Raw genomic sequence first — 23,331 nt, 5'->3', positions numbered from 1 at the left:
AGTGATATAATGAGATGATATTAGGAGGAACTATATGCAGGGCATTATAGTTAAAGGAATAGCAGGTTTCTATTATGTGAAAGTTCAAGATACAATATATGAATGTAAGGCAAGGGGAAAGTTCAGACATCATGAACTTTCCCCAATTGTAGGAGATAAAGTTGATATAACAGTTAAAAATGAAAAAGGTGTTATAGAAAAAATATATACAAGATTAAATAAACTTGTAAGGCCACCTGTTGCAAATGTAACTCAGGCATTTGTAGTTTTTTCCATAATAAATCCGGAGTTTACCAGCAATTTATTAAACAAATTCTTAGTTCTGTGTGAGGCTAACAATATCAAAGTAAAAGTTTGCATAAATAAAATAGATCTAGTAGATAAAGAAGCATTAAAACCAATACAAGATTTGCTTAAAAATACTGGATATGAACTTAAATTATTAAATGCAAAAAAAGGAATAGGTATTAATGATTTAAAAAAGGACCTAGAAAACAATATAACTGTAGTATGCGGGCCTTCTGGAGTTGGAAAGTCAACTATAATGAATTATATAGCTGGAAGTAATGTCATGAAGACAGGAGATATAAGTAGTAAGCTTAAGAGAGGTAAAAACACTACAAGACACTGTGAGCTTGTAACAGTAGGAGAAGGTTTTGTAGTTGACACTCCTGGCTTTTCGTCTCTTGACTTAAATTTTATAGAAAAAGATGAATTAAAGGATCTTTTTCCTGAATTTTTACCTTACAGTGGTTTATGTAAGTATTCTACTTGTATGCACAATAAAGAGCCACAATGTAAAATAAAAGAAGCTGTAGAAAAAGGTGAAATAAGTAAGGAAAGATATGATTTTTATATTGATACTTTAAACAAATTAAGCGTTAGGAGGAATTACAAATGATGAAATTAGCACCATCAATTTTATCAGCAGATTTTTCGTGTCTTGGAGAAGAAATAAAAAAATTGGATGAGGCAGGAGCAGATTTTATACATATAGATGTTATGGATGGAAAATTTGTTCCTAACATAAGCTTTGGAATTCCAGTTGTGAGGGATATACGAAGGCATACTAAGCTTCCCTTTGATGTCCATTTAATGATAGATGAACCTTCAAAATATGTTGAGCAATTTGTTAAAAGTGGAGCTGATATAGTAACAGTACATTATGAAGCCGATAAACATATAGATAGAACTTTAAATTACATAAAATCATTAGGAGCAAAGGCAGCCGTTGCACTTAATCCAGGAACACCAACCTGTATGATAAAAGATTTAATAGGCACTGTAGATATGGTACTTATTATGTCAGTAAACCCTGGTTTTGGTGGACAAAAGTATATAGACTATTCATATGAAAAAGTAAAAGAAGTGAAAAAATATTCTGAAGAAATAGGAAAAGACATTTTAATTGAAGTTGATGGTGGTATTGGTTTAAATAATATAAAGAAGGTAGTAAATGCAGGGGCAAACGTAATAGTAGCAGGTTCAGCTGTATTCCAAAATGGCGAAATAAAAAATAATATAGATTTATTAAAAGGAAGCATATAAAATGAAAGCTGTTATAATTTCAGGTGGAAAAATGCCATCTGAAGGATTACTAAAAGAAGAGCTTAAAAACTGTGATTATATAGTTTCTGCTGATAGTGGAGCTAATTGTCTTTATAAGTATAAAATAATACCGGATGTTCTAATAGGTGATTTTGATTCTATAAATGAAGAAGTATTTGATTACTTTAAAAAATTCCATATAAATACAATAAAATATCCAAGAGAAAAAGATTTTACTGATACCGAACTAGCTTTAAAGGAAGCTTTAAAATTTAAAGTGGATGAAGTTACATTTTTAGGCTGCACTGGGAGTAGATTAGATCATATATTTGGTAACTTAGGTCTTCTTTATAGATGCCTAAAAAAAGGTGTAAGAGCATATATAAAGGATGACAATAATATTTTATTTATGATTGACAAGACTACTGTAATAGAAGGTGATCTTGGGGAAATATTTTCAATTCAAGGATTTAGAAGTGAAATTAATAAATTGTCTATTGAAGATGCAAAGTATCCACTTAAGGATTATGATTTGAATTTTGGAGATTCGAGAACAGTTTCTAATGAATTTTTAGACAAACCTGTTAAAATAATATTTCAAAATGGAACAGTAATTGTAATGAAATGTAAGGATTAAAGGAAATAATTAAAAATAGCCTGCATATAATAATAGAGAATTATTAATGGAGGTTATGCTTATGTCTAGAAAAAAGTGTAAGCCCAAAATAAATAAGTTTACAGTAGGGTTAATAGTAGCCTCTGTTGGAATTGGTATAGTAATAGCCGTAATTCTACCAGTTTGGGGATGGGTTATTGCAGCAGGGGGCGGGCTTATATTTTTCGGTTGGTGTCTTATTGAAAACTGTTGTAAAAGAAAATAATTTTATATGGGGGATTTATTAATGAAGATTGTAGCGGTGAAACTTCCGAAGTTTTTATCTAATATAATTAAGTTCTTTTTCAGGAAAAAATCTTAACACATATAAATATAAAAAATAAAAAATGCAATTGGTTTAGCAATTGCATTTTTTATTTCTATAAAGCACGTTGTACTTTTCCAGAACGCAAACATCTAGTACATACATGTATTGTTTTTGGAGTACCATCTACAACAGCTTTAATTTTTCTTATATTAGGAAGCCATGTTCTTTTTGATTGACGGTGTGAATGACTGTATTGAACACCTGCAACAAGACCTTTTCCGCATATATCACATTTTCTTGACATAGTCTACACCTCCCTTAACTACTTGCAAAATAAACTTTTTCGCAAACAAGTTATATTTTATCATATATTGTATAAAATATGCAAGTAAAAATTATTACAAAGTAACAGTATTTTGGAACATTAAATAAAAATCATAAGACTAAGCTTCACATTATAAAAATACTAAGAAATTTTAATAACTCGCTGAAAAAAAGCTCAGACAAATTAAAATTTCTAAGTCTTTTTATAATGTGAAGCAAGTCTTATTGAATTTTATTTAAATCGTTCACAAAATACTGTTACTTCGATTAAAATAAAAGCAAGGTGAATTTTTCTCCGATTCCCTGCGAAAAATAATATAGATATTAAACTAAATCAGCTATTTAAGTTTTGCAAGCTTCGTAGAATTATTAAAAGTTTACTTGCCTAAATAGTGATTTACTAATTTAATCTATGTAATTTATGCCTAAAATTCCGTAGGTACGGAGGAATTTTTTCCTTGTTTTACTCTAAAAGCGAATTAACATTGATGAAGTAATGATTTAAAAAAATCCTAATAAATCTTGGTAAAAAAATCGTAAAATACTTAGAGTTCTAATTTGTTTGAGCTTTGCGAGTTATTAAAACTCTTAGTATTTTATGATTTTTTCACCTTAGATTTATAGAATTTTTTTAATGTTACTTCATCAATGTTAGTTCGCAATATTTATATATTATGTATTGAAGTGATATATAAATATTGAATAATTGTCTGTTTTAATATAAAATGATAATGTGTTATGCTTTTATGTGAGGAGGAATATAATATGATGCAGATTTCCAATGAAAATGGTTCTATAAATTTTTCTGTGGAAACACTGGCTAATATAGTTGGCATATCTACCATGGAGTGTTATGGAGTAGTAGGAATGGCTTCAAAAAATGCTTCTGATGGATTTTGGGAACTTATAAAAAAAGGTGGAAATTTAAGCAGAGGTGTTAAAATAAATTCTAAGGATAATAAATTAAATATAGAACTGTACATTATAGTTGAATATGGAACAAAAATATCAGTAATAGCAAATAATATAATTCAAAAAGTAAGATATAACGTTGAAAATTATACAGGACTTAACGTATCAAGTTTGGTAGTAAATGTTCAAGGTGTAAGAGTCTAAGGAGGTACAAAAATTGGAACACTTAACTATAGATGGACATAATTTTTACAATATGGTTGTAAATGCATGCAATAGATTAGAAGAAAAAAAAGATTTTGTTAATTCTTTGAATGTCTTTCCAGTACCTGATGGTGATACTGGAACGAATATGTCCATGACATTTAGAAATGCCGTTATTGAAATAGCTGACATGCAGAATGAAGGCATAGGTGATATAGCAAAGAAATTATCTAAAGGTGCACTTATGGGTGCTAGAGGAAATTCAGGAGTTATACTATCACAAATATTAAGAGGTATTGCTAATGGACTTAGTGGTGCTGATGAAGTTACTAGTGTAAAATTTGCTGAAAGTATAATGGATGGCTCTAAATTCGCATATAAGGCCGTAATGAGGCCAACAGAAGGAACAATACTTACTATTATAAGAAGTGCCGGGGAAAGCGCTGTAAATAGTAAAGAAAAAGATATAACAAAGCTTATGAAGGAAGTATGTGCTTTTAGTGAGAAAATGTTAAATAAAACTCCTGAAATGCTTCCAGTTTTAAAAAAGGCTAATGTTGTAGATTCAGGTGGAACAGGACTTTTAATAATACTTAAGGGAATGCAGGAAGCATTAGAAAATGATATTAAAGCAGAACTTCAAGATGCTAAGGCTTCAACTGCTTCTGCACCAAAGGGAAATGATATAGAAGCTCAAGAAATAAAATTTGGATACTGTACTGAATTTATAATACATTCAGGTGATTCAGATGTATCAAATTTTAGAGATGATATATCAAAGTTTGGGGATTCAATGATAGTTGTAAATGTTGATGATATAACAAAAGTTCACATACACACAAATGATCCTGGACTTATATTATCTAAAGCAGTTAAACTTGGAGAACTTTCTAAAATAAAGATAGATAATATGAGGGAAGAACATAGGGAAGTTCTTGGACTTAAATCAGAAGCCCAAAATGATAAGGTAGATGAAAATGAAGTTCAAGAGGAAACAAAGAAATTTGGATTTATATCTGTTGCTTCAGGTGATGGTATTACTAAAATATTTAAAGATCTTGGAGTTGACCATGTAATCGAAGGCGGTCAAACAATGAATCCAAGTACTCAGGATATACTTTCAAGTATTGATTCCATAAATGCTGAAAATATCTTCGTGCTACCTAATAACAAGAATATTATAATGGCAGCTAATCAAGCAAGTGAATTAAGTGAGAAGAATGTTTTTGTAATACCTACAAAGACAATACCACAGGGAATAACTTGCATGACTGAATTTGAATATGATGGAGACGTAGAAAATAACGTACAGAAATTAAAATCAGCAATAGAAAATGTGAAGACAGGTTCTATTACTTATGCAGTAAGAGACACTGAAATTGATGGAAAAACGGTAAAGGCTAATGATATACTTGGACTTGTTGAAGGAAAAATCAAAGAAACCGGAAATGACATATATAAGATTTGTGAAAAAATTATAGAAGATATGGTAGACACAGATAGCGAACTTATTTCAATATATTACGGCAAAGATTGTGATGAAAGCAAAATAGAAAAGTTATCTAAAAAGCTTGAAGATAAGTATCCGGATTTTGATGTACAATGTAGTGCGGGAAAACAACCTTTATATTATTTTATAGTTTCTGTTGAATAGATAAGTACTTTTACATAGTGTTTTGTATAGAAGTACTGTAGTGGTATTTTAAATGACAGGTTATGTGCAAAAAATGACAGATTATAATACTTAAGATTTGTTATTCAGCACTTAAAACTTGTCATTTTTACATTTATCATTGGAGTGAATTTATAATGAATGTTAATGAAGAAATAGGAAAACTTAAAGGTGTAGGACCTAAAACAGAAGTTAAATTAAATAAATGCGGTATATTTACTATACTGGATTTGCTTTTATATTTTCCTAGAGATTATGAAAATCTTTCTTTAACTGCTAATATTTTAGAAGCTAATGATGGAGAAAAAGTAGTTGTAAGGATTAAAGTCTTAAAACTTGAAAGAGAATTTAGATCTAAAAGTGGTAGGATTGTAACGAAAATGATATTTTCTGATGGCGAAAATACATTTAGCGGTATATGGTTTAATCAGCCATATATAAAAAATAAATTTAAGTTCAATGAAGTTTACACTGTAATGGGCAAAGTTAAAAAGACCAGAAATGAAATAACTATAACTAATCCAATACAACTTGTAAATAATGATATTGAGAATAATAAAATTATTCCAAAGTATGTTTTACCTGGTACTCTAAAAAATACTTTTTTTATAAAGCTTATATTTAATCTTCTTCAAAGTATAAAAATTGAAGAAAATATGCCAGAATGGATTATAAATAAGTATTCTTTTCATAGCTTAGATACATCACTTAGGGAAATACATAGTCCTAAAAGTTTATTTGAACTAAGGGAAGCCAAACGAAGACTTAAATTTCAGGAATTGTTTACATATTCGCTTAAGGTTTTAATTTTAAAGGAATATTTGAAAAAGAATAATAGAGGTTTTGCCTTTAAAATAGCTCCTGAACTTGTTAAATTAAAGGAAAGTCTTCCATTTAGTTTAACAGAGGCTCAAAATTCGGTTATAAGAGAAATTTTAATTGATGAAAAAAGGCCTCAGGCTATGAATAGATTAGTTCAAGGTGATGTTGGTTCTGGAAAAACTGTTGTAGCTCTAATTGCAATTTTTAATGTAATAAAAAATGGGTTTCAGGCAGTGCTTATGGCACCTACAGAAATACTTGCAAAACAGCATTTTGATTCAGCACTTTCTTTATTTGAAAAATTTAACGTAAGAATAGAGCTTTTAACTGGGAGTGTTACTAACAAAAATAAAAATATAATTAAAGAAAAACTCAAAAATGGAGAAGTGGATTTAATAATAGGTACCCATGCTCTTATAGAAGATAATGTAGAATTTAAAAATCTTGGCATGGTAGTAACAGATGAACTTCATAGGTTTGGGGTTATGCAGAGAAATAAGCTCTTTAATAAGGGCAATAATATAGATGTACTTGTAATGACTGCAACTCCTATACCGAGGACTTTGGCATTATATCTTTATGGTGATTTGGATGTATCTATAATTGATAAACTGCCTCCTGGAAGAAAAAAGGTAGAAACGAGCTATGTAAAAAAAAGTGCTAGGGTTAAAGCTTATGAGTTTGCGTTAAAGGAGATAAAGAAAGGACGACAGATATATATAGTTTGTCCTCTTGTTGAAGAAAATGAAAAACTTGATTTGACTTCTGTAGAAAAATTATTTGAAGAGTTAAAGAACAAGTATTTTAAGGGAATAAAAATAGAAATGCTTCATGGAAAAATGTCGCCTAAAGATAAAAATGCTATTATGGAAAGATTTAAGAATAAAGAAATCACTGTCCTTGTGTCTACTACAGTTATAGAGGTAGGGGTTAATGTTCCAAATGCAAGCGTGATGATAATAGAGGATGCACAAAGATTCGGTCTAGCTCAGCTTCACCAATTAAGAGGTAGAGTAGGAAGAGGAGAATATCAATCCTATTGTATTTTAGTTGCAGATTTAAAAAATAAAATTGTAGAAAAAAGAATGCAGATAATGTGCTCAAGCAGCGATGGATTTTATATATCCGAAGAAGACTTGAAGTTAAGAGGAAGCGGCGAAGTTTTTGGAGCAAAGCAAAGCGGTGATGATGGACTAATTTTATCCGATATAATACACGATTTAGGCATACTTAGAGAGGCCAATGAAGCGGCAAAACAACTGATTAGAAGTGCAGTACCAAATGATATTGCCACTAAAAATTCGATAATAAAAAATTTAAAAAATACATCTAAATATATTTGCTTTAATTAAGGGGAAACCATGCGAAACTTAATTTATACATGTACCAAAATTTCAATCTTCAAGAAATTATGGTGCATGTGTAAATTGATAGTTGAACTGGTTTCCCCAGGGAAATGCTAGGTGGAAACTTAATTTATACATGTACCAAAATTTCAATCTTCAAGAAATTATGGTACATGTGTAAATTAGTAGTTGAGCTGGTTTCCCCAGGGAAACGCTAGGTGGAAACTTAATTTATACATGTACCAAAATTTCAATCTTCAAGAAATTATGGTGCATGTGTAAATTAGTAGTTGAGCTGGTTTCCCCAGGGAAACGCTAGGTGGAAACTTAATTTATACATGTACCAAAATTTCAATCTTCAAGAAATTATGGTGCATGCGTAAATTAGTAGTTAACCTAGTTTCCATAAAGGAAAATTTTTTTGTATAATGTGTTTATATATGATAGAATATAAACTAATGTATTTAATTTGGGAGGAAAATATGAGAATAATTGCTGGCAGAGCCAGAGGTAGAAAACTTTTATCTCCTAAAGGCATGGTAACAAGACCAACTTTAGATAGGGTAAAAGAAGCAATGTTTAATATAATACAAAATTATGTTCGTGAAGCTGTTGCACTTGATGTGTTTGCAGGGACAGGAAGCTTAGGACTTGAAGCTGTAAGTAGAGGGGCGAAAAAGTGCTATTTAGTTGATAAGAGTCCTATTACATATCCAATACTGGAGCAAAATGTTAAAGACTTAAAATTTGAAAAAGAATGTGAAACTTTAAACATGGATTCTTATGAAGCTTTAAAATATCTCGCATCTAAGAAAAAAGAATTCACATTAATATTTATAGATCCTCCATATGCAAAAGAAATGATACCACCAGCTGTTGATATTATAGGTGAAAATAAATTACTTGTACCTAATGGACTCATAGTTACCAAAATAGATTCAAGGGAAGAAATATATGAGGGGAATGACATGATTTCCATAATTGATCACAGGAAGTATGGAAAGACAATTGTATGTTTCTATAAATATAAGGAGGATAAAGAATGAAAGTAGCAGTATACCCTGGAAGTTTTGATCCAATAACTAATGGACATTTAGATATAATAAGTAGAGCTTCTAAGGTATTTGATAAGGTTATTGTAGGGGTGCTTATAAATCCAGACAAAAAGGGCATGTTTCCAATTAATGAAAGAGTAGAACTCATTAAGAGAGTTATAGAGCCATTTAATAATGTAAGTGTTCAAAGTTTTAGTGGATTGCTTGTTAATTTTATGAAGAAGAACGATTCAAATGTAATGATAAGAGGACTTAGAAGTGTTGGAGATTTTGAATATGAACTTCAAACATCTCTTATGAATAAAAAACTTGATCCTGACGTTGAAACCGTATTTATGATGACTAGCTTGGAGTTCTCATTTTTAAGCTCTACAGCTATTAAACAAGTTGCTGTATTTGGGGGTTGCATAAAAGGATTAGTACCTGATGAAATTATAAATGATGTTATAAAAAAGGCAAAGAATTTTAATTAGATTTAGAAGAGATAAAATTGAACTTATAAATGTAAACTACGCAATAATGCATGTATAAGGTAATTAGTAAACTATTTTTTTATATTTACAGGGAGAGATTTATCATGAATGTTATAAAGTTATTAGAATATTTAGCGGATATAATTGATACTTCTAGTAAGGTTCCACTTTCAGGTAAAGTAATGATAAATAAAAAGGAAGTATTAAATATTCTTACTCAAATAATGAGTGAACTTCCAGAAGAACTTAAAAAATCTCAATGGATATTAACTGAAAAGGATAGAATATTAAATGACTCTATTAAAGAAGCTGAAGCTATAAAACAAAAAAACCTTAAAGTTATGCAAATGCAAGTAGATAAGCACAGCATAACTTTAGAAGCAGATAAAAAGGCAAGAAAAATGGTTGAAGATGCAGAAAAAGAAGCTAGGGAAATTAAATTGTCCGCCCTGCATTATGCAGCTGATTTGTTATCTCAGCTTGATAGTGAAATCGAGATTAGAGAAAACAAATTCAATGAACAAATGCAGATAGAAGCGCAGAAGTTTTCTGTAGATATAAAAAATAACTTTAATGGAATGCGAGAACTTATAAAAAAGAATATAGATGAAATTAGATAAATTAAATAATCTTTTTTAATTTGTTTACTATAATTGGAAGTAAAAATATGAGTAATGCAAATATATAGTAGTAATTTGTGAAATTTTTATTTATATTAAAGACGGCAGCGGTATTTGTATCTATATATGAAAATTTCATTATTATAAAACATATTATACTGCTCATTATACCTTGAAGTATTTTTCTAAGCATGAATTTAAAATAGGATATTTTATATTTTCCTATGAATGAATAAATTTGTGAAATTACACACAATCCTCCGAAGGATATAAGAAAGCTTATTGTTATCATTTTTATTTCAATTTCAAAATTACTTGATGATATAATAGAAGTTCCATTAGTCATCTCTATTAATCCAAGTATGACAGTTTTAAATAAATTTGTTTCGCTGGATTTGAAAATTGCACTTTGCTTTAGAATACCTATTAATACAGAAAAGATTATTATAAAACTCATTATTTGTAAGGTTACTTTTATTGCATTTTCAGCACTTTGTTTTAATGTTATTCCAAAAGAATGTTTTTTAAAAACATTCTTTTTTATTTTTTGTGTTACATAATTAGTACTTTTTTTATATGGTAATATTATTCCCATGACTATACAAGATAAATAGCAGGATATAAGTAATATATATCCAAGATGTTTATTTTTCAGCATGGATGTACCAATGGCACCCACAATGAATAGGGGACCTGCATTTGAAGCTATATTTATAAGTCGTTCAAAAGTAGAAAAGTCAATTACCTTATTTTCGTATAAATCTGCGGAATATTTCGCTCCAAGAGGATAACCACATAAAGCACTTATTATTAAAACTATAGCAGATTCTTTAGGAAGTTTTTGTGGTTTGCAGAGTATAGGCCCCAAAAGTTTAGAATAAATTTCAATACCATCATAGGATATTATTAAATTAGTAATAATTAAAAATGGAAATACATATGGAAAAACGCTGTAAAAAAATAGTTTTGCACCAGAGATTGCAGATGTTATGCAAACCTCTGGCTTTAAAATTATAAACAATATGACCAAGGAAAGAGAGAACGTTATTATGTAATTAGAAACATTATTTAAATGAAGATTTTTTATGAATAAAAATAATAGTATTATAATTGAACATATAATAAGTAAAAAAAGAATTAACAAATAAAAAACTCCTTATTTAATGATTATATAATTAATATATTTGTTAAGTAGTAATATATTACTTAAGCTATAATGATTTTTTTATAATAATCATCTAGTGGGTGGACTTTTTTGTTAATTAAACTGTATGCTTTTGTGGCTTTTAGATCTAAAGATAGAGCATCAAAATCATAGTTTTTCACCTTAGTTATTAAAGGAATGGAACTTGAAGCTTTTAAAAGTTTAAGAACTTTTTTGCCATTTTCAGTGAATCCTAAAATTCGAGCATAGGGACATGGTAGTTTTCTAAGTTCAGCTGTATTATAACAGTCAAATCCAATAAAATACTGGGTTAATATCCTGGAAATGCGGGAATAAGTGTATCTTTTATTTTTTATAGAATTTATTAGAGAATCCATATCATAACTTTCTATAATAGAATTATATATTTTATTTTCAATACCTTCAGAAACATCAGGTAATTTTTTTAATGAATTTTTATCCAGTAGAATTTTATATTTTATAAAATTAAAAATGCTGTCCATGTAAGTGAGATTATCAATATTTTCATTTAGTATTTTAAAAATCGCGCGGGGTACATTAGTTTCAAACATAGAAATATTATTTTTGCTTTTTAGAGCTTTTCTTATGGCAGAGGCGCTCAAAGTTCCCTTGAGCCTTAAATCATTATAATCATTTCCTTGCCGTTTTATTGTTTGTGGAGCTATACTGCTGTTAAGTTTAATTAAACTTTTGCAATATTCAACTGCAAGTATATTGTTTGGAGAAGAGATTATATCGGAGCATAATTTACTTTTTAGATTAGTATTTGAGTTCTGTAAATAAGAGTTTAAGGCTCTTGTTCTAGAAGATGGGAAAGATAAACCACTCTTTAAATTACTTTTTAAAAGAGTTTTATACTCATCTGGCTCGTATGTTAATATTTTAGCAATCGAATATATATCTTTAATGTCTCCTGTTTCACTTCCAAAACATAGACTTGAAACATTTCCTATGGAATTTAAAAGACTTACAGCACCATAGGCAAAAAATTCTGCTGAAGATAAGGAATACACTACAGGAAGTTCTATTACAATATCTACACCTGATGAAAGAGCTGCGCTAGCTCGTGACCATTTATCAATTAATGCTGGCTCTCCCCTTTGCACAAAATTACCACTCATTACACATATAACCGCATCGCTTTTGCAGATTTTTTTTGTTTCAGCTAAATGATATATGTGACCCATATGCATTGGATTGTACTCAGTAATTATTCCTGATATATTCAAATTCATCACCTCAGAAATTATTATACATTATTTGCAAATTTAAATAAATGTAAATCTAAATGTAAATCTAAAGAATAAAGAGTATATAGAATTTTAAAGTACATAATTCTAAAATTATCCTTCTTTAAAAATTAATATAAGCTAAAAAGGTGTTGCACAAATATTGAAAGTTGTGATATAAATTATGTATAGTAAAAATGTATTCGATTTAAATTTTGAATTTCATAATATTGGTATTTACGAAGGGAGAAAAAAATAAATGAATTTAATGGAAAGCATATGGGAATGTGCTAAAAGTAACAAAAAAAGAATTATTTTAGCTGAAGGTGAAGAGAAAAGAAATTTAACTGCAGCTGATAAAATAATAAAAGAGGGTTTAGCTGACCTTGTTATTGTTGGTAATGAAAGTAGAATAAAGGCTAATGCTAAAGAATTAAATGTTGACATTTCAAAGGCTGAAATCATGGACCCTGAAACATCAAATAAAACAGAAATATATGCTGAAAATTTTTATAATCTCAGAAAGCATAAGGGAATGACTATAGAAAAAGCAAGAAAAATGGTAAGAGATCCTCTTTATTTTGCTACTATGGCATTAAAAAATGATTATGTAGATGGGATGGTTTCTGGAGCTATTCATACTACAGGTGATTTATTAAGACCTGGTCTTCAAGTTATAAAAACTGCTCCAGGAGTAAAATTAGTATCTGGATTCTTTGTAATGATGGTACCTGATTGTGATTATGGTGAAAGTGGACTTCTTTTATTTGCTGATTGTGCAGTAAATCCTAATCCTGCTGCTGATGAACTTGCAGATATTGCAATAACTACAGCAGAAACAGCTAAAAAACTATGTAACTTAGATCCTAAAGTTGCAATGTTATCATTCTCAACTATGGGAAGTGCTAAAGGAGAAATGGTAGACAAGGTTAAAAATGCAGTAGAAATTACAAAGAAATTTAGACCTGATCTTGCTATTGATGGAGAACTTCAACTTGATGCAGCAATAGATAGTGAAGTTGCCGCTTTAAAAGCACCTAATAGTGAAGTTGCAGGAACTGCTAATGTTCTTGTATTCCCTGACCTTCAAACTGGAAATATTGGCTATAAATTAGTTCAAAGATTTGCAAAAGCAAAAGCTATAGGACCTATATGTCAAGGATTTGCAAAACCAATTAATGATTTATCAAGAGGTTGTAGTGCAGATGATATAGTAAATGTTGTTGCTGTAACTGCTCTTCAGGCTCAAAAAGGTATATAAGGAGGAAGTTTATGAAAAACTTAGTTATTAATTGCGGAAGTTCATCAGTTAAGTATCAATTTATTGATATGAATGACGAATCCGTACTTGCTAAAGGATTAGTTGAAAGAATAGGAATAAAAGGTTCCGTAATAACTCATAAAGTGAATGGAAAAAAATATGTTACAGAAACACCAATGAAAGATCATAAAAAGGCTATAAAGCTTGTATTAGAGGCTCTTTTAAATGATGAATATGGTGTTATAAAAGATATTAATGAGATATCAGCAGTTGGACATAGGATTGTGCATGGTGGAGAAAAATACGCTAAATCTGTTTTAATAGATGATGAAGTTATGAAGTCTATAGAAGACTGTGTAAGTCTTGCACCACTTCATAATCCAGCTCACATAATAGGAATTAATGCTTGTAAGGAATTAATGCCAAATACTCCTATGGTTGCAGTATTTGATACAGCTTTTCATCAAACTATACCTGACTATGCATATATGTATGCAATTCCATATGAGTATTATAAAAAATATAAGGTGAGAAAATATGGTTTTCACGGAACATCTCATAAATATGTATCAAGAGCAGCAGCACAATTTATAGGCAAAAACGTAGAAGATTTAAAGATGGTAGTATGTCACATGGGAAATGGTGCTAGTGTAACAGCTGTAAAAAATGGAAAATCTGTTGATACTAGTATGGGATTCACTCCTCTTGGCGGTCTTGCTATGGGAACTAGAAGTGGTGATATGGATCCTGCAGTAGTAACATTTTTAATGGAAAATTTAAAAGTGAGTGCTTCAGAAATTAGTACTATACTAAATAAAAAATCTGGAGTTGAAGGCTTAAGCGGAATAAGCAGCGATATGCGTGATATTAAAAAGGGCAATTATGTAGATAAAGACCCTATGGCAATACTTGCTTATAATGTATTTAACTATAAAATTAAACAATTTATAGGCTCATACACTGCTGTTATGAATGGCTTAGATTGTCTTGTATTTACTGGTGGAATAGGTGAAAATTCATTTGAAAATAGAAGAGAGATATGCAAAAACATGGATTACCTTGGCATAAAAATTAACGATGCGAAAAATGATGCAACTATAGGTGATCCAGCAGATATAAGTGCAGATGATTCAAAGGTTAAGGTGCTTGTTATTCCTACAAACGAGGAATTAATGATTGCAAGAGATACAAGAGATATAGTAAGTAAACTAAAATAGAACTTGACATTTATTTTACATGCTTATATAATAAATTGTAGCTGTGTTAATGATTGATATTAAACCAGTTTATTTTTGTGAGTTAAAATATAATTATTATTTTAGGAGCTATAAAAAAATGTTAGATCTTTCTGATTTAATGACAAAAAAAGTTGATAAAAAACCTATTGATGTTACACTTGATGTGAAAAGTTTCACTTATGATTCAGAAAAATATACTGTATTAGACCCATTAACTTTAAAAGGCGAATTAGTAATGGATAGCAGTATTATAAGTTTAAATGCTGAACTTAAGGGAACTATTGAGCTTGTTTGTTCTAGGTGTCTTCAAAAATTTCCTTACCGTATTGATTTGCAAATAAACGAAAGATTTACTGACAATCCGGAAAATGAGGATGATGAAGTCATCTTTATAAATAACTATGAAGTAGATATAAATGAAATTGTTGAAAACAATATTATACTTTCTCTGCCAATAAAAAAGTTATGTAGAGAAGATTGCAAAGGGTTGTGCCCAATGTGTGGTACAAATTTGAATATATCTACATGCAATTGTCATGAAGAAAATATTGACCCAAGATTTGCAAAGCTTAAGGATTTGTTTTCAAATCATTAAGGAGGTGTATACAAATGGGAAATCCAGCTAGAAAATTTTCAAAAGCTAGAAGAGATTCAAGAAGAGCTCAGACTTTCAAATTAAGTTTACCTGGAATGGTTGAATGTCCAAATTGTCATGAAATGAAACTCGCACATAGAGTTTGCAAGAATTGTGGTTACTATGATGGCAAGGAAGTAGTTGCTGTAGAAAAATAGTTAAAAAGGAAAGAAAGTCTAGTGACTTTCTTTTTATTTTTAATTAAGAAGAATTATTAAGCACTAAAAGTTATATATAAATTTGTATTTTAGTATGGCCGTGCCAAAGTGAGGTGTAATTTATGATAATAGCTATTGATGGAATGGGCGGAGACAATGCTCCGGAAGCTGTAATTAAAGGGTGTATAGACGCTATTAATGAGTATAATGATTTACACATTATGATTACGGGCCCGTATGATAAAATTAATGAAAAACTTAATGAATATGATTTTAATAGGGACAAAATAGAAATAATCGATGCTAAAGATATAATAACGAATAATGAACATCCTGTTATGGCTATAAGGAGGAAAAAAGAATCATCGCTTTATAAAGCACTGCATCTTGTAAAAGATGGAAAAGCTGATGCTGTTATCTCAGCCGGAAGTACAGGTGCATTGATGGCTGGAGCTACTCTTATGCTTGGAAGAATAAAGGGTATTGATAGAGTTGCATTATCACCTATTATGCCAGGGAAAAATTCTCCTTTTATGGTAAGTGATGCTGGAGCAAATGTGGATTGTAAGCCTCAATATTTACTTCAATTTGCACTTATGGGTAAAGTATATTTTGAAAATATATTAAATGTTAAAAATCCTACAATAGGTCTTGTTAATATAGGTTCAGAAGCAGAAAAAGGAAATGACTTAACAAAGAATACATACAAACTTTTAAAAGAATCAGGTTTGAATTTTGTAGGAAATGTAGAGCCAAGAGAAGCTTCTAATGGTGATGTTAATGTATTAGTATGTGATGGATTTGTAGGTAATACTCTCCTTAAAATGTATGAAGGTGTTGCTATTAATATATTTAAAATGTTAAAAAGTGAAATGCTGTCATCTACAAGATCAAAAATAGGAGCGTTACTTTTAAAACCTGCTTTAAAGAAATTTGCAAAAAAATTTGATTATAGTGAATATGGTGGATCTCCTTTTTTGGGCTCAAAAGGTATAGTTATAAAGGCACACGGTAGTTCAAATGCTAAAGCTTTTAAAAATGCAATAAAGCAGGCTGAGAACTGCAAAAAAAATGAAATAATAACTAGGATTTCTAGTCAATTGGAACAGCTAAACTAAACATTATGAATAATTTTTTGTGCATAATATAATATAATTTAGTATATAAATATTGACGACAGCAAATATATGTAATATTATCATAATAGAGTTTAGGAGGTGAAAGTATGATATTTGAAAAAGTTAAGAGCATAATAGCTGATCAACTAGGTTTAGATGCGTCTGAAGTTAAAATGGAATCCTCTTTTATTGATGATTTAGGTGCTGATTCTCTTGATATAGTTGAATTAGTAATGGCTTTAGAAGAAGAATTTGATATAGAAATGCCTGATGAAGAAGCAGAAAAGATCAAAAGTGTAGGCGATGTAGTTAATTACATAAAGGCTCATACTGAAGAGTAAAAAGAAGTCCCGTTTTATACGGGACTTTGTATTTAAAATAAGAGTTTATTCTTGAAATTATTTAGTAATCTAAGTCCTTAAAAAGGTCTTATTTGCTGTAATTTGAAGAATGCACTTATAGGGAGTGAATTTTAAGTGGAAGAAGAAAAATTGCTGGAAGAACTTGAAGGAAAATTAGGCGTAAAATTTGATAATAAAGATTTTATCATTACGGCACTTACTCACAGTTCATATGCAAATGAAAATAAAAACATCAAATACAATGAAAGACTTGAATTTTTAGGCGATGCTGTACTTCAGCTTTCTATATCTGAATATCTTTTTAAAAAATATCCTTCAATATTAGAAGGTGAGCTTACTAAGAAACGTTCATTAGTAGTTTGCGGCATATCACTTCATGAAATAGGTGAAAAATGGGAACTTGGGAAGTATATACGTATGAGCCACGGTGAGGAAATGACAGGTGGTCGTACAAGAGTTTCTATTATTGCTGATTGCGTTGAAGCAGTAATTGCAGCTATATATCTTGATAAAGGCTTTGATTTTGCTAAGAGCTTCATATTAAAGGTATTTAAAAATACAATACAGAAGGCCGTAGAAAATAAAATAATACTTGATTATAAAACAAAACTTCAAGAAATACTTCAATCAAATGGTAAAACGGATATAAATTATACACTTGTTAAATATGAGGGGCCACCTCATAGAAGAAAGTTTTTTGTCAATCTAAGTTTTGATAATACTATTAAAAGTACTGGTGAAGGTTATACTAAAAAAGATGCAGAACAGGATGCTGCATGTAATGCTTTGAAAGGATTGAATAATTAAAATGGGTAAAGCACATTATATAATACCTATTTTTGTTCCACATGAGGGGTGTCCTCATAACTGTGTTTTTTGTAATCAAAATAGAATAACGGGTGCAGATGATAAAGTAAATGCAGAATATGTTAAAGAAACAATAGAAGAATATTTAAGCACTATACCTAATAAAGATGCAGTTATTGAAGTCTCTTTCTTTGGGGGAACTTTTACAGCAATAGATATTAATAAACAAAAAGAACTTCTTGAGGTTGCTAGAAATTATAAGAAAAAAAATAAAGTTAAATATATAAGGCTATCTACAAGACCTGATTATATAGATGATAATATACTTACTAACTTAAAAAATTATTCTGTAGACATAATTGAATTAGGGGTCCAATCTCTTGACGATGAAGTGCTTTTAAAATCGGGAAGAGGCCACAGCGAAAAAGATGTAATAGATGCTTCTAAGCTAATAAAAAATTACGGATTTGTTTTGGGACATCAAATAATGCTTGGACTTCCTGGCGATAATTTCAAAAAAGATATAGAAACTACTAAAAAAGTAATAAGTATGAAACCAGATATATGTAGAATTTATCCTGCGCTTGTAATAAAGGATACTCCTATGGAATTGATGTTTAATAAAGGAACATATAAACCTTATGATCTTAAGGAATGTGTAGATATAAGCAAGGTTATTTTTGGAATGCTTTCTTCAAATGGTATAGAGGTTATACGAATTGGACTTCAACCAACAGAAGAGATAAATGTAAATGGTTCCTTAATCGCAGGGCCATTTCATCCTGCTTTTAGGGAACTTGTTGAGGGAAGTATAATGAATGATATGATTTTAGACATTCTAGAAGATAAAAAATTCAAAAAAGTGACAATTTATATAAACCCTAAAGATGTTTCTAAATTATATTCTAATAGAAAATTTTTCTTTAGTAATATGAGAAGCAAGTTAAATTGTCTTGAATTTAAAGTTATACAAGATATTAATGTAAAAAAGGATAATATTAAGGTCTTTACTGACGGGATATGGAATAAATTATCTAAAAATACATTTTTAAAAGTAAAGTACAAAGAAGGAAAATAAAGTATTTCGTAGAATATATAACTCTATAAACAAATTTTATTGGGGGTATATTTTATGGAAGTATTAAAAGTATCAGCTAAATCTCAACCTAAATCTGTAGCAGGCGCATTGGCAGCAGTACTTAGAAATAGTAATTCTGCTGAAGTACAGGCAGTAGGAGCTGGGGCTATAAATCAAGCAGTAAAAGCTATAGCAATAACCAGAGGATTTGTAGCTCCTAATGGAATTGATCTCGTTGCTGTTCCGGCCTTCGCTGAGATATCTATTGAAGGAGAGATTAGAACAGCTATTAAGTTTATTGTTGAATCAAGATAAAGAGGAGACAATGGGAACTGCTTGATTAAAAGTTAATAATTTGTAGCTTATAAATATTGTAAAACAACAATTTTTAATTATTTATTCTGTTTTTGCTTAGCTTTATTTATATTTAGTGCTACAGTTCCTATTCACATTTATTAAATCAATTTTATTAGAAACATATTCAAATTGTAGTGGGATTTATTCTCTCTACAATTTTATTTTAAGGATTTTGTGAAATTATAAAGCCTTAATGTCGTATGCAAGTTTTTATTTACTAATAATTGAATTTTTTTATAAATTAATATAAACTTATATTGGTTATATTTTTATTTTACGAAGGGAAGATGGGGTTAAAATGAGAAAAGAAACACGACAGAAAGCAACAAAGGCTATTGTTTATGTAGTAGTAATAATGATGGTAGTAGGATTATTTGCAGGAATAATTACTAGAAGTTAGGATAAGGAGTGCTCTTATGTTTCTTAAATCTATTGAAATACGTGGCTTTAAATCTTTTGCTGATAAAACAGAATTGATTTTCAAAAATGGAATAACTGCTGTTGTTGGTCCAAATGGAAGTGGAAAAAGTAATATTTCTGATGCTGTGCTTTGGGTTTTAGGAGAACAAAGCGTAAAAAATCTCAGAGGCGGCAAGATGGAAGATGTTATATTTGCTGGGACTCAATATAGGAAATCTGTGGGACTAGCTCAAGTGTCTTTAGTTCTTGATAATTCAGACAAAAAACTTAATCTTGATTATGGAGAAGTCACTGTAAGCAGAAGGTTATACCGTTCAGGAGAAAGTGAATATTACATAAATAATACAAGATGCCGCCTTAAGGATATACAGGAATTATTTATGGATACTGGTATTGGCAAAGAAGGTTATTCAATAATAGGTCAAGGAAAAATAGAGGCTGTTTTAAGTGGAAAACCTGAAGAGAGAAGAGCTCTTTTAGAGGAAGCAGCAGGTATAGTTAAATTTAAAACTAGAAAAATAGATGCTGAAAAAAAATTAGAGAGCACAAATCAGAATTTACTGAGAATAACCGATATTCTAAGAACTTATGAAGAAAGGCTAGAGCCTCTCAGGGAAGAAAGTGAAAAAGCCCAAAAATTTGTAGAACTATCTGATGAATTAAAGACGAGGGAAATAAATACTATAGTATATTCTATTGATGATATAGATTGTAAAATTATGAATTTAAAAGACAAAATGGATAATTTAAAAATATCTATTAGCGATAAGATAAAATCTAAAGAGGAAATTTCAAATGAACTTAAAGCTGCTAGCTTTAGATTAGATGAGTTTGATATGCAGTATTCCAGTAATAAAACCAAATATTATGAAAACAAATCCCAACGTCAAAAAATATCATCAGAAATAGAGTTATTTAGAGAGAAAATAACTAGTTCTGAGTCAGCTAAAAATAAACTTTATAATGAAATTGAAGCTTTAGATAAGAGTTTTAAAAGTCTAAAAGAACAATACAATACATATAACAAGAAATTAGTAGAGAATAAGAATCATCAAGAAGATTTGAGATGTAAAATAGAGGAATATGAAAACAATAAACAAAAAATCAGCAGTGCTATTGAAAATTGCGAAAAGCTGGTAAAACAGTATAAAAACGATGCAGTAGAAATACTGAGTAATATATCTCAAAATAATAACGATATTATTATCCTAAAAAAAGAAATGGAAAATAATGAAGCGAAACTTAATAACATAAAAAGTTCTAGTGAGAGTTATTCTAATTCTATTAAAATAAATGAAAGTACAAAAAATACTCTTAATGGAGAAATGGTAAAGATTGATGCAAGAATAAAAGATTCTAAGAATAGTATAGCTCAAAATAAAAATAAAATATCTAAGTTAAATAGAATGATTTTTGATGAAGAAAAAGTAAACAGAAATTTAAATTCAAGGTATAATAAGTTAGAAGCTAACAGAAATATGTTAATTAATCTTGAAAAGCAATATGAAGGTTATAATAAATCTGTTAGAAACTTAATGCAGCATGTTAATAGAGGTTTTATTGATATAAAAAACAACAGCTGCTTTGTACTTGGAGAAATTATAACTGTAAAAAAGGAATTTGAAATTGCTATAGAAATATCATTAGGAGCAGCTATTTCTAATATTATAACTTCAGAGGAAATTACAGCAAAAAAGCTTATAAATTATTTGAAAACAAAAAATCTTGGTAGAGCTACATTTTTACCTTTGAATATTATTAAGGATAGGAAATTAAAATTAGGAAATAATATCAGAAGCGAAAATGGATTTATTGGTATAGCAAGTGAACTTATAGATTATGATAAAATGTTTTTGCCAGCAATTAATTATGTTCTTGGTAGGACAGTTATTGTAGATAATATGGATAATGCGCTTAGAATAGCTAAAATTAATTCATATTCTTTTAAAATAGTTACTTTAACTGGAGAAGTTGTAAATCCTGGAGGCTCCCTTACAGGTGGAAGTGTGTATTCAAAAGCTGCAAGTATAATAGGTAGGAAAAGACAAATTGAAGAAATAAAATTACAAATCGAAAAAATTACAGTTGACATAAAAGATTCTTCGAGTATGATAGACAAGAACAAAAGGGAAGTAAAGAATTTAGATGATTTATGCCTTGATTTAACAGATTCAATTCATGGTGATAATATTGAGCTTGCGAAAATTAAAGAGCGACTTAACTCAATAACTTTTGAAAGTGAAAAATTAAATAGAAATTATAAGATATCTATTGAGGAAACTAATATAATAAAGCAGAAATTAGAAGAAAATTCAAAAGAACTTAAAGTTAAGCAAGAACAAAATGAAAGCTTAAAGTTAAAAGAAACAAATAATAATAAATTAATAGAAGATTTAGAAGCAAAGTTAAGTAGTGAAAGTGAAAGATTAATACTGATAAATGATGATATTACTTCTGTTAAAATTGAAAAGGCCAAAAATGACGAGATAGTATCATCTGTAGGGAAAGAAATTGAAAGATATAAATTTGAAATTAAAAATTCAGTAAGTAAAAAAGATACTTTAAAAAATGAAATAAATACTTATGAGGAACAGGTTTCAAATTTAAAGATTAAAATAAAGGACGATAATGCAAGGATTATTGAAGTAAATGCAATTATCGAAAATATTGAGAAATCTTTTAATAATAGTGAAGATAAAAGGTCAAAATTAAAAAGTGAAATAGAAAAAAGACAAAATGAACTTGAAGAGATAAACTTAGTTCTTGGAAAAATGGAAGGTGAAAATCACAGAAACGATATAAATTTGGCCAAAATGGAGACTGAAAGTGAAAATTTATATGAAAAATTAAATGGTGATTTTAAACTAACTTACTCCGAGGCTCTTGAACTTAAGGAAGATGTAGATAATTTAAATACTTATAAAGCTAAAATTGAAGCTTTAAAGAAAGAAATAAATGCAATGGGTGTAGTAAATGTATCCAGCATTGAAGAATACAAGGAAGTTAAAGAAAAGTATACATTTATGAATGCTCAAAAGGAAGATTTAGATAGTGCCAAGGCAGAGCTTCTCAGCGTTATAGATGAAATGACTTCAAAAATGAGAAGTGTATTTAGTGAAAACTTTAAAAAGCTTAATGAAAATTTTAAGATTACATTTAAGGATCTTTTTAAAGGTGGAAGTGCAGATTTAATATTAAATGGTGACGACGAGTTAAGTTGCAACATAGAAATAAATGTGCAGCCTCCAGGTAAAAAACTGCAGAATATTAATCTAATGTCCGGTGGTGAAAAGGGACTATCTGCTATAGCACTTTTATTTGCTATATTAAAGATGAAACCAACGCCGTTTTGTATATTAGATGAAATAGAGGCAGCACTAGATGATGCTAATGTAGCCCGCTATGCAGAATTTTTAAGAAGATTTTCAAAGAATACTCAATTTATAGTAATAACACATAGAAAAGGAACAATGGAAGCTAGCGATGTTTTATACGGCGTTACAATGCAGGAAAAAGGTGTTTCAAAAGTTATATCGCTTGACTTAGATAGCAGTAAAGAAAATATAAGTTAAAATAATTGTATT

At 29.3% G+C, this 23,331-nt stretch carries 23 protein-coding genes; 20 read left to right on the top strand and 3 right to left on the bottom strand.

The genetic code is table 11. The features are described from left to right. Positions 1–34 precede the first annotated feature (34 nt). The 4 genes from rsgA to BEE63_RS00685 all read left to right on the top strand — a co-directional run bounded on the left by rsgA (position 35) and on the right by BEE63_RS00685 (position 2,429). Positions 35–901 carry a ribosome small subunit-dependent GTPase A gene (gene rsgA / locus BEE63_RS00700; RefSeq protein ID WP_066019554.1) on the top strand — a complete coding sequence of 289 codons (867 nt, stop codon included), beginning with the start codon at positions 35–37 and terminating at the stop codon, positions 899–901. Next, entirely contained in the window at positions 898–1,548 is a 651-nt protein-coding gene (gene rpe, locus BEE63_RS00695; protein WP_066019553.1) for a ribulose-phosphate 3-epimerase, read from the top strand. The genes rsgA and rpe overlap by 4 nt, the downstream gene beginning before the upstream one ends. Position 1,549: 1 nt before the next feature. Then, the gene (locus tag BEE63_RS00690) at positions 1,550–2,185 is read left to right on the top strand and encodes a thiamine diphosphokinase (RefSeq protein ID WP_066019552.1); all 636 of its coding nucleotides are present in this window, start codon (positions 1,550–1,552) and stop codon (positions 2,183–2,185) included. Between the two features lie 61 nt (positions 2,186–2,246). Then, complete coding sequence (locus tag BEE63_RS00685) at positions 2,247–2,429, top strand: hypothetical protein (RefSeq protein WP_066019551.1); 183 nt, start codon at positions 2,247–2,249, stop codon at positions 2,427–2,429. A gap of 154 nt (positions 2,430–2,583) precedes the next feature. Here BEE63_RS00685 and rpmB read toward each other — a convergent pair whose 3' ends face one another. Further along, entirely contained in the window at positions 2,584–2,775 is a 192-nt protein-coding gene (gene rpmB / locus BEE63_RS00680; RefSeq protein ID WP_066019550.1) for a 50S ribosomal protein L28, read from the bottom strand. A gap of 785 nt (positions 2,776–3,560) precedes the next feature. Between rpmB and BEE63_RS00675 the strand changes: the two genes are divergently transcribed. The 6 genes from BEE63_RS00675 to BEE63_RS00650 all read left to right on the top strand — a co-directional run bounded on the left by BEE63_RS00675 (position 3,561) and on the right by BEE63_RS00650 (position 9,899). Continuing rightward, the gene (locus BEE63_RS00675) at positions 3,561–3,911 is read left to right on the top strand and encodes an Asp23/Gls24 family envelope stress response protein (RefSeq protein WP_100369855.1); all 351 of its coding nucleotides are present in this window, start codon (positions 3,561–3,563) and stop codon (positions 3,909–3,911) included. Positions 3,912–3,924: 13 nt separating this feature from the next. Next, positions 3,925–5,565 carry a DAK2 domain-containing protein gene (locus tag BEE63_RS00670; RefSeq protein WP_066019549.1) on the top strand — a complete coding sequence of 547 codons (1,641 nt, stop codon included), beginning with the start codon at positions 3,925–3,927 and terminating at the stop codon, positions 5,563–5,565. Between the two features lie 155 nt (positions 5,566–5,720). Next, a complete protein-coding gene (gene recG / locus BEE63_RS00665) occupies positions 5,721–7,757 on the top strand; it encodes an ATP-dependent DNA helicase RecG (RefSeq protein WP_066019548.1) in 2,037 nt (678 codons plus the stop codon). 476 nt (positions 7,758–8,233) lie between these two features. Beyond that, on the top strand, positions 8,234–8,797 hold the full coding sequence (rsmD, locus tag BEE63_RS00660; protein ID WP_066019547.1) for a 16S rRNA (guanine(966)-N(2))-methyltransferase RsmD: 564 nt from the start codon (positions 8,234–8,236) through the stop codon (positions 8,795–8,797). Continuing rightward, a complete protein-coding gene (gene coaD, locus BEE63_RS00655) occupies positions 8,794–9,279 on the top strand; it encodes a pantetheine-phosphate adenylyltransferase (protein ID WP_066019546.1) in 486 nt (161 codons plus the stop codon). The genes rsmD and coaD overlap by 4 nt, the downstream gene beginning before the upstream one ends. A gap of 104 nt (positions 9,280–9,383) precedes the next feature. Further along, positions 9,384–9,899 carry a hypothetical protein gene (locus tag BEE63_RS00650; protein WP_066019545.1) on the top strand — a complete coding sequence of 172 codons (516 nt, stop codon included), beginning with the start codon at positions 9,384–9,386 and terminating at the stop codon, positions 9,897–9,899. Between the two features lies 1 nt (position 9,900). On the opposite strand, the gene ylbJ is transcribed toward BEE63_RS00650, so the two are convergent. Next, the gene (ylbJ, locus tag BEE63_RS00645; RefSeq protein WP_066019544.1) at positions 9,901–11,043 is read right to left on the bottom strand and encodes a sporulation integral membrane protein YlbJ; all 1,143 of its coding nucleotides are present in this window, start codon (positions 11,041–11,043) and stop codon (positions 9,901–9,903) included. Positions 11,044–11,105: 62 nt separating this feature from the next. Further along, on the bottom strand, positions 11,106–12,314 hold the full coding sequence (locus BEE63_RS00640) for a nucleotidyltransferase (protein WP_066019543.1): 1,209 nt from the start codon (positions 12,312–12,314) through the stop codon (positions 11,106–11,108). A 259-nt stretch (positions 12,315–12,573) separates the two neighbouring features. Between BEE63_RS00640 and pta the strand changes: the two genes are divergently transcribed. The 10 genes from pta to smc all read left to right on the top strand — a co-directional run bounded on the left by pta (position 12,574) and on the right by smc (position 23,319). Then, entirely contained in the window at positions 12,574–13,575 is a 1,002-nt protein-coding gene (gene pta / locus BEE63_RS00635; RefSeq protein WP_066019542.1) for a phosphate acetyltransferase, read from the top strand. Positions 13,576–13,586: 11 nt separating this feature from the next. Continuing rightward, positions 13,587–14,792, top strand: coding sequence for an acetate/propionate family kinase (locus BEE63_RS00630; RefSeq protein ID WP_066019541.1), 1,206 nt, complete (start codon positions 13,587–13,589; stop codon positions 14,790–14,792). A gap of 118 nt (positions 14,793–14,910) precedes the next feature. Further along, positions 14,911–15,408 (top strand): YceD family protein, encoded by a 498-nt coding sequence (locus tag BEE63_RS00625; protein ID WP_066019540.1) that lies wholly within the window; start codon positions 14,911–14,913, stop codon positions 15,406–15,408. 14 nt (positions 15,409–15,422) lie between these two features. After that, on the top strand, positions 15,423–15,605 hold the full coding sequence (gene rpmF / locus BEE63_RS00620; RefSeq protein ID WP_066019539.1) for a 50S ribosomal protein L32: 183 nt from the start codon (positions 15,423–15,425) through the stop codon (positions 15,603–15,605). Positions 15,606–15,727: 122 nt separating this feature from the next. Further along, positions 15,728–16,723 carry a phosphate acyltransferase PlsX gene (gene plsX / locus BEE63_RS00615; protein ID WP_066019538.1) on the top strand — a complete coding sequence of 332 codons (996 nt, stop codon included), beginning with the start codon at positions 15,728–15,730 and terminating at the stop codon, positions 16,721–16,723. 107 nt (positions 16,724–16,830) lie between these two features. Further along, positions 16,831–17,064: an acyl carrier protein gene (acpP, locus tag BEE63_RS00610; protein ID WP_066019537.1), complete on the top strand. Its 234-nt coding sequence runs from the start codon at positions 16,831–16,833 to the stop codon at positions 17,062–17,064. Between the two features lie 135 nt (positions 17,065–17,199). Continuing rightward, positions 17,200–17,892 carry a ribonuclease III gene (gene rnc / locus BEE63_RS00605; protein ID WP_066019536.1) on the top strand — a complete coding sequence of 231 codons (693 nt, stop codon included), beginning with the start codon at positions 17,200–17,202 and terminating at the stop codon, positions 17,890–17,892. Between the two features lies 1 nt (position 17,893). After that, positions 17,894–18,970, top strand: coding sequence for an elongator complex protein 3 (locus BEE63_RS00600; protein WP_066019535.1), 1,077 nt, complete (start codon positions 17,894–17,896; stop codon positions 18,968–18,970). A gap of 54 nt (positions 18,971–19,024) precedes the next feature. Then, on the top strand, positions 19,025–19,285 hold the full coding sequence (locus BEE63_RS00595; RefSeq protein ID WP_066019534.1) for a stage V sporulation protein S: 261 nt from the start codon (positions 19,025–19,027) through the stop codon (positions 19,283–19,285). Between the two features lie 458 nt (positions 19,286–19,743). Further along, positions 19,744–23,319 (top strand): chromosome segregation protein SMC, encoded by a 3,576-nt coding sequence (gene smc / locus BEE63_RS00590; protein ID WP_066019533.1) that lies wholly within the window; start codon positions 19,744–19,746, stop codon positions 23,317–23,319. Positions 23,320–23,331: the final 12 nt, after the last annotated feature.

Source organism: Clostridium pasteurianum, assembly GCF_001705235.1.
GTDB classification, from domain to species: Bacteria; Bacillota; Clostridia; order Clostridiales; family Clostridiaceae; genus Clostridium_S; species Clostridium_S pasteurianum_A.
This window is presented reverse-complemented; position numbering and strand designations above follow the sequence as displayed.

Coding starts and splice junctions, on each gene's coding strand:
- rsgA (WP_066019554.1), top strand. CDS start 35: ATGCAGGGCATTATAGTTAAAGGAATAGCAGGTTTCTATTATGTGAAA.
- rsmD (WP_066019547.1), top strand. CDS start 8,234: ATGAGAATAATTGCTGGCAGAGCCAGAGGTAGAAAACTTTTATCTCCT.
- BEE63_RS00675 (WP_100369855.1), top strand. CDS start 3,561: ATGATGCAGATTTCCAATGAAAATGGTTCTATAAATTTTTCTGTGGAA.
- BEE63_RS00625 (WP_066019540.1), top strand. CDS start 14,911: ATGTTAGATCTTTCTGATTTAATGACAAAAAAAGTTGATAAAAAACCT.
- plsX (WP_066019538.1), top strand. CDS start 15,728: ATGATAATAGCTATTGATGGAATGGGCGGAGACAATGCTCCGGAAGCT.
- rpmB (WP_066019550.1), bottom strand. CDS start 2,775: ATGTCAAGAAAATGTGATATATGCGGAAAAGGTCTTGTTGCAGGTGTT.
- recG (WP_066019548.1), top strand. CDS start 5,721: ATGAATGTTAATGAAGAAATAGGAAAACTTAAAGGTGTAGGACCTAAA.
- BEE63_RS00685 (WP_066019551.1), top strand. CDS start 2,247: ATGTCTAGAAAAAAGTGTAAGCCCAAAATAAATAAGTTTACAGTAGGG.
- acpP (WP_066019537.1), top strand. CDS start 16,831: ATGATATTTGAAAAAGTTAAGAGCATAATAGCTGATCAACTAGGTTTA.
- BEE63_RS00595 (WP_066019534.1), top strand. CDS start 19,025: ATGGAAGTATTAAAAGTATCAGCTAAATCTCAACCTAAATCTGTAGCA.
- BEE63_RS00630 (WP_066019541.1), top strand. CDS start 13,587: ATGAAAAACTTAGTTATTAATTGCGGAAGTTCATCAGTTAAGTATCAA.
- pta (WP_066019542.1), top strand. CDS start 12,574: ATGAATTTAATGGAAAGCATATGGGAATGTGCTAAAAGTAACAAAAAA.
- BEE63_RS00690 (WP_066019552.1), top strand. CDS start 1,550: ATGAAAGCTGTTATAATTTCAGGTGGAAAAATGCCATCTGAAGGATTA.
- BEE63_RS00650 (WP_066019545.1), top strand. CDS start 9,384: ATGAATGTTATAAAGTTATTAGAATATTTAGCGGATATAATTGATACT.
- rpmF (WP_066019539.1), top strand. CDS start 15,423: ATGGGAAATCCAGCTAGAAAATTTTCAAAAGCTAGAAGAGATTCAAGA.
- BEE63_RS00600 (WP_066019535.1), top strand. CDS start 17,894: ATGGGTAAAGCACATTATATAATACCTATTTTTGTTCCACATGAGGGG.
- smc (WP_066019533.1), top strand. CDS start 19,744: ATGTTTCTTAAATCTATTGAAATACGTGGCTTTAAATCTTTTGCTGAT.
- rpe (WP_066019553.1), top strand. CDS start 898: ATGATGAAATTAGCACCATCAATTTTATCAGCAGATTTTTCGTGTCTT.
- coaD (WP_066019546.1), top strand. CDS start 8,794: ATGAAAGTAGCAGTATACCCTGGAAGTTTTGATCCAATAACTAATGGA.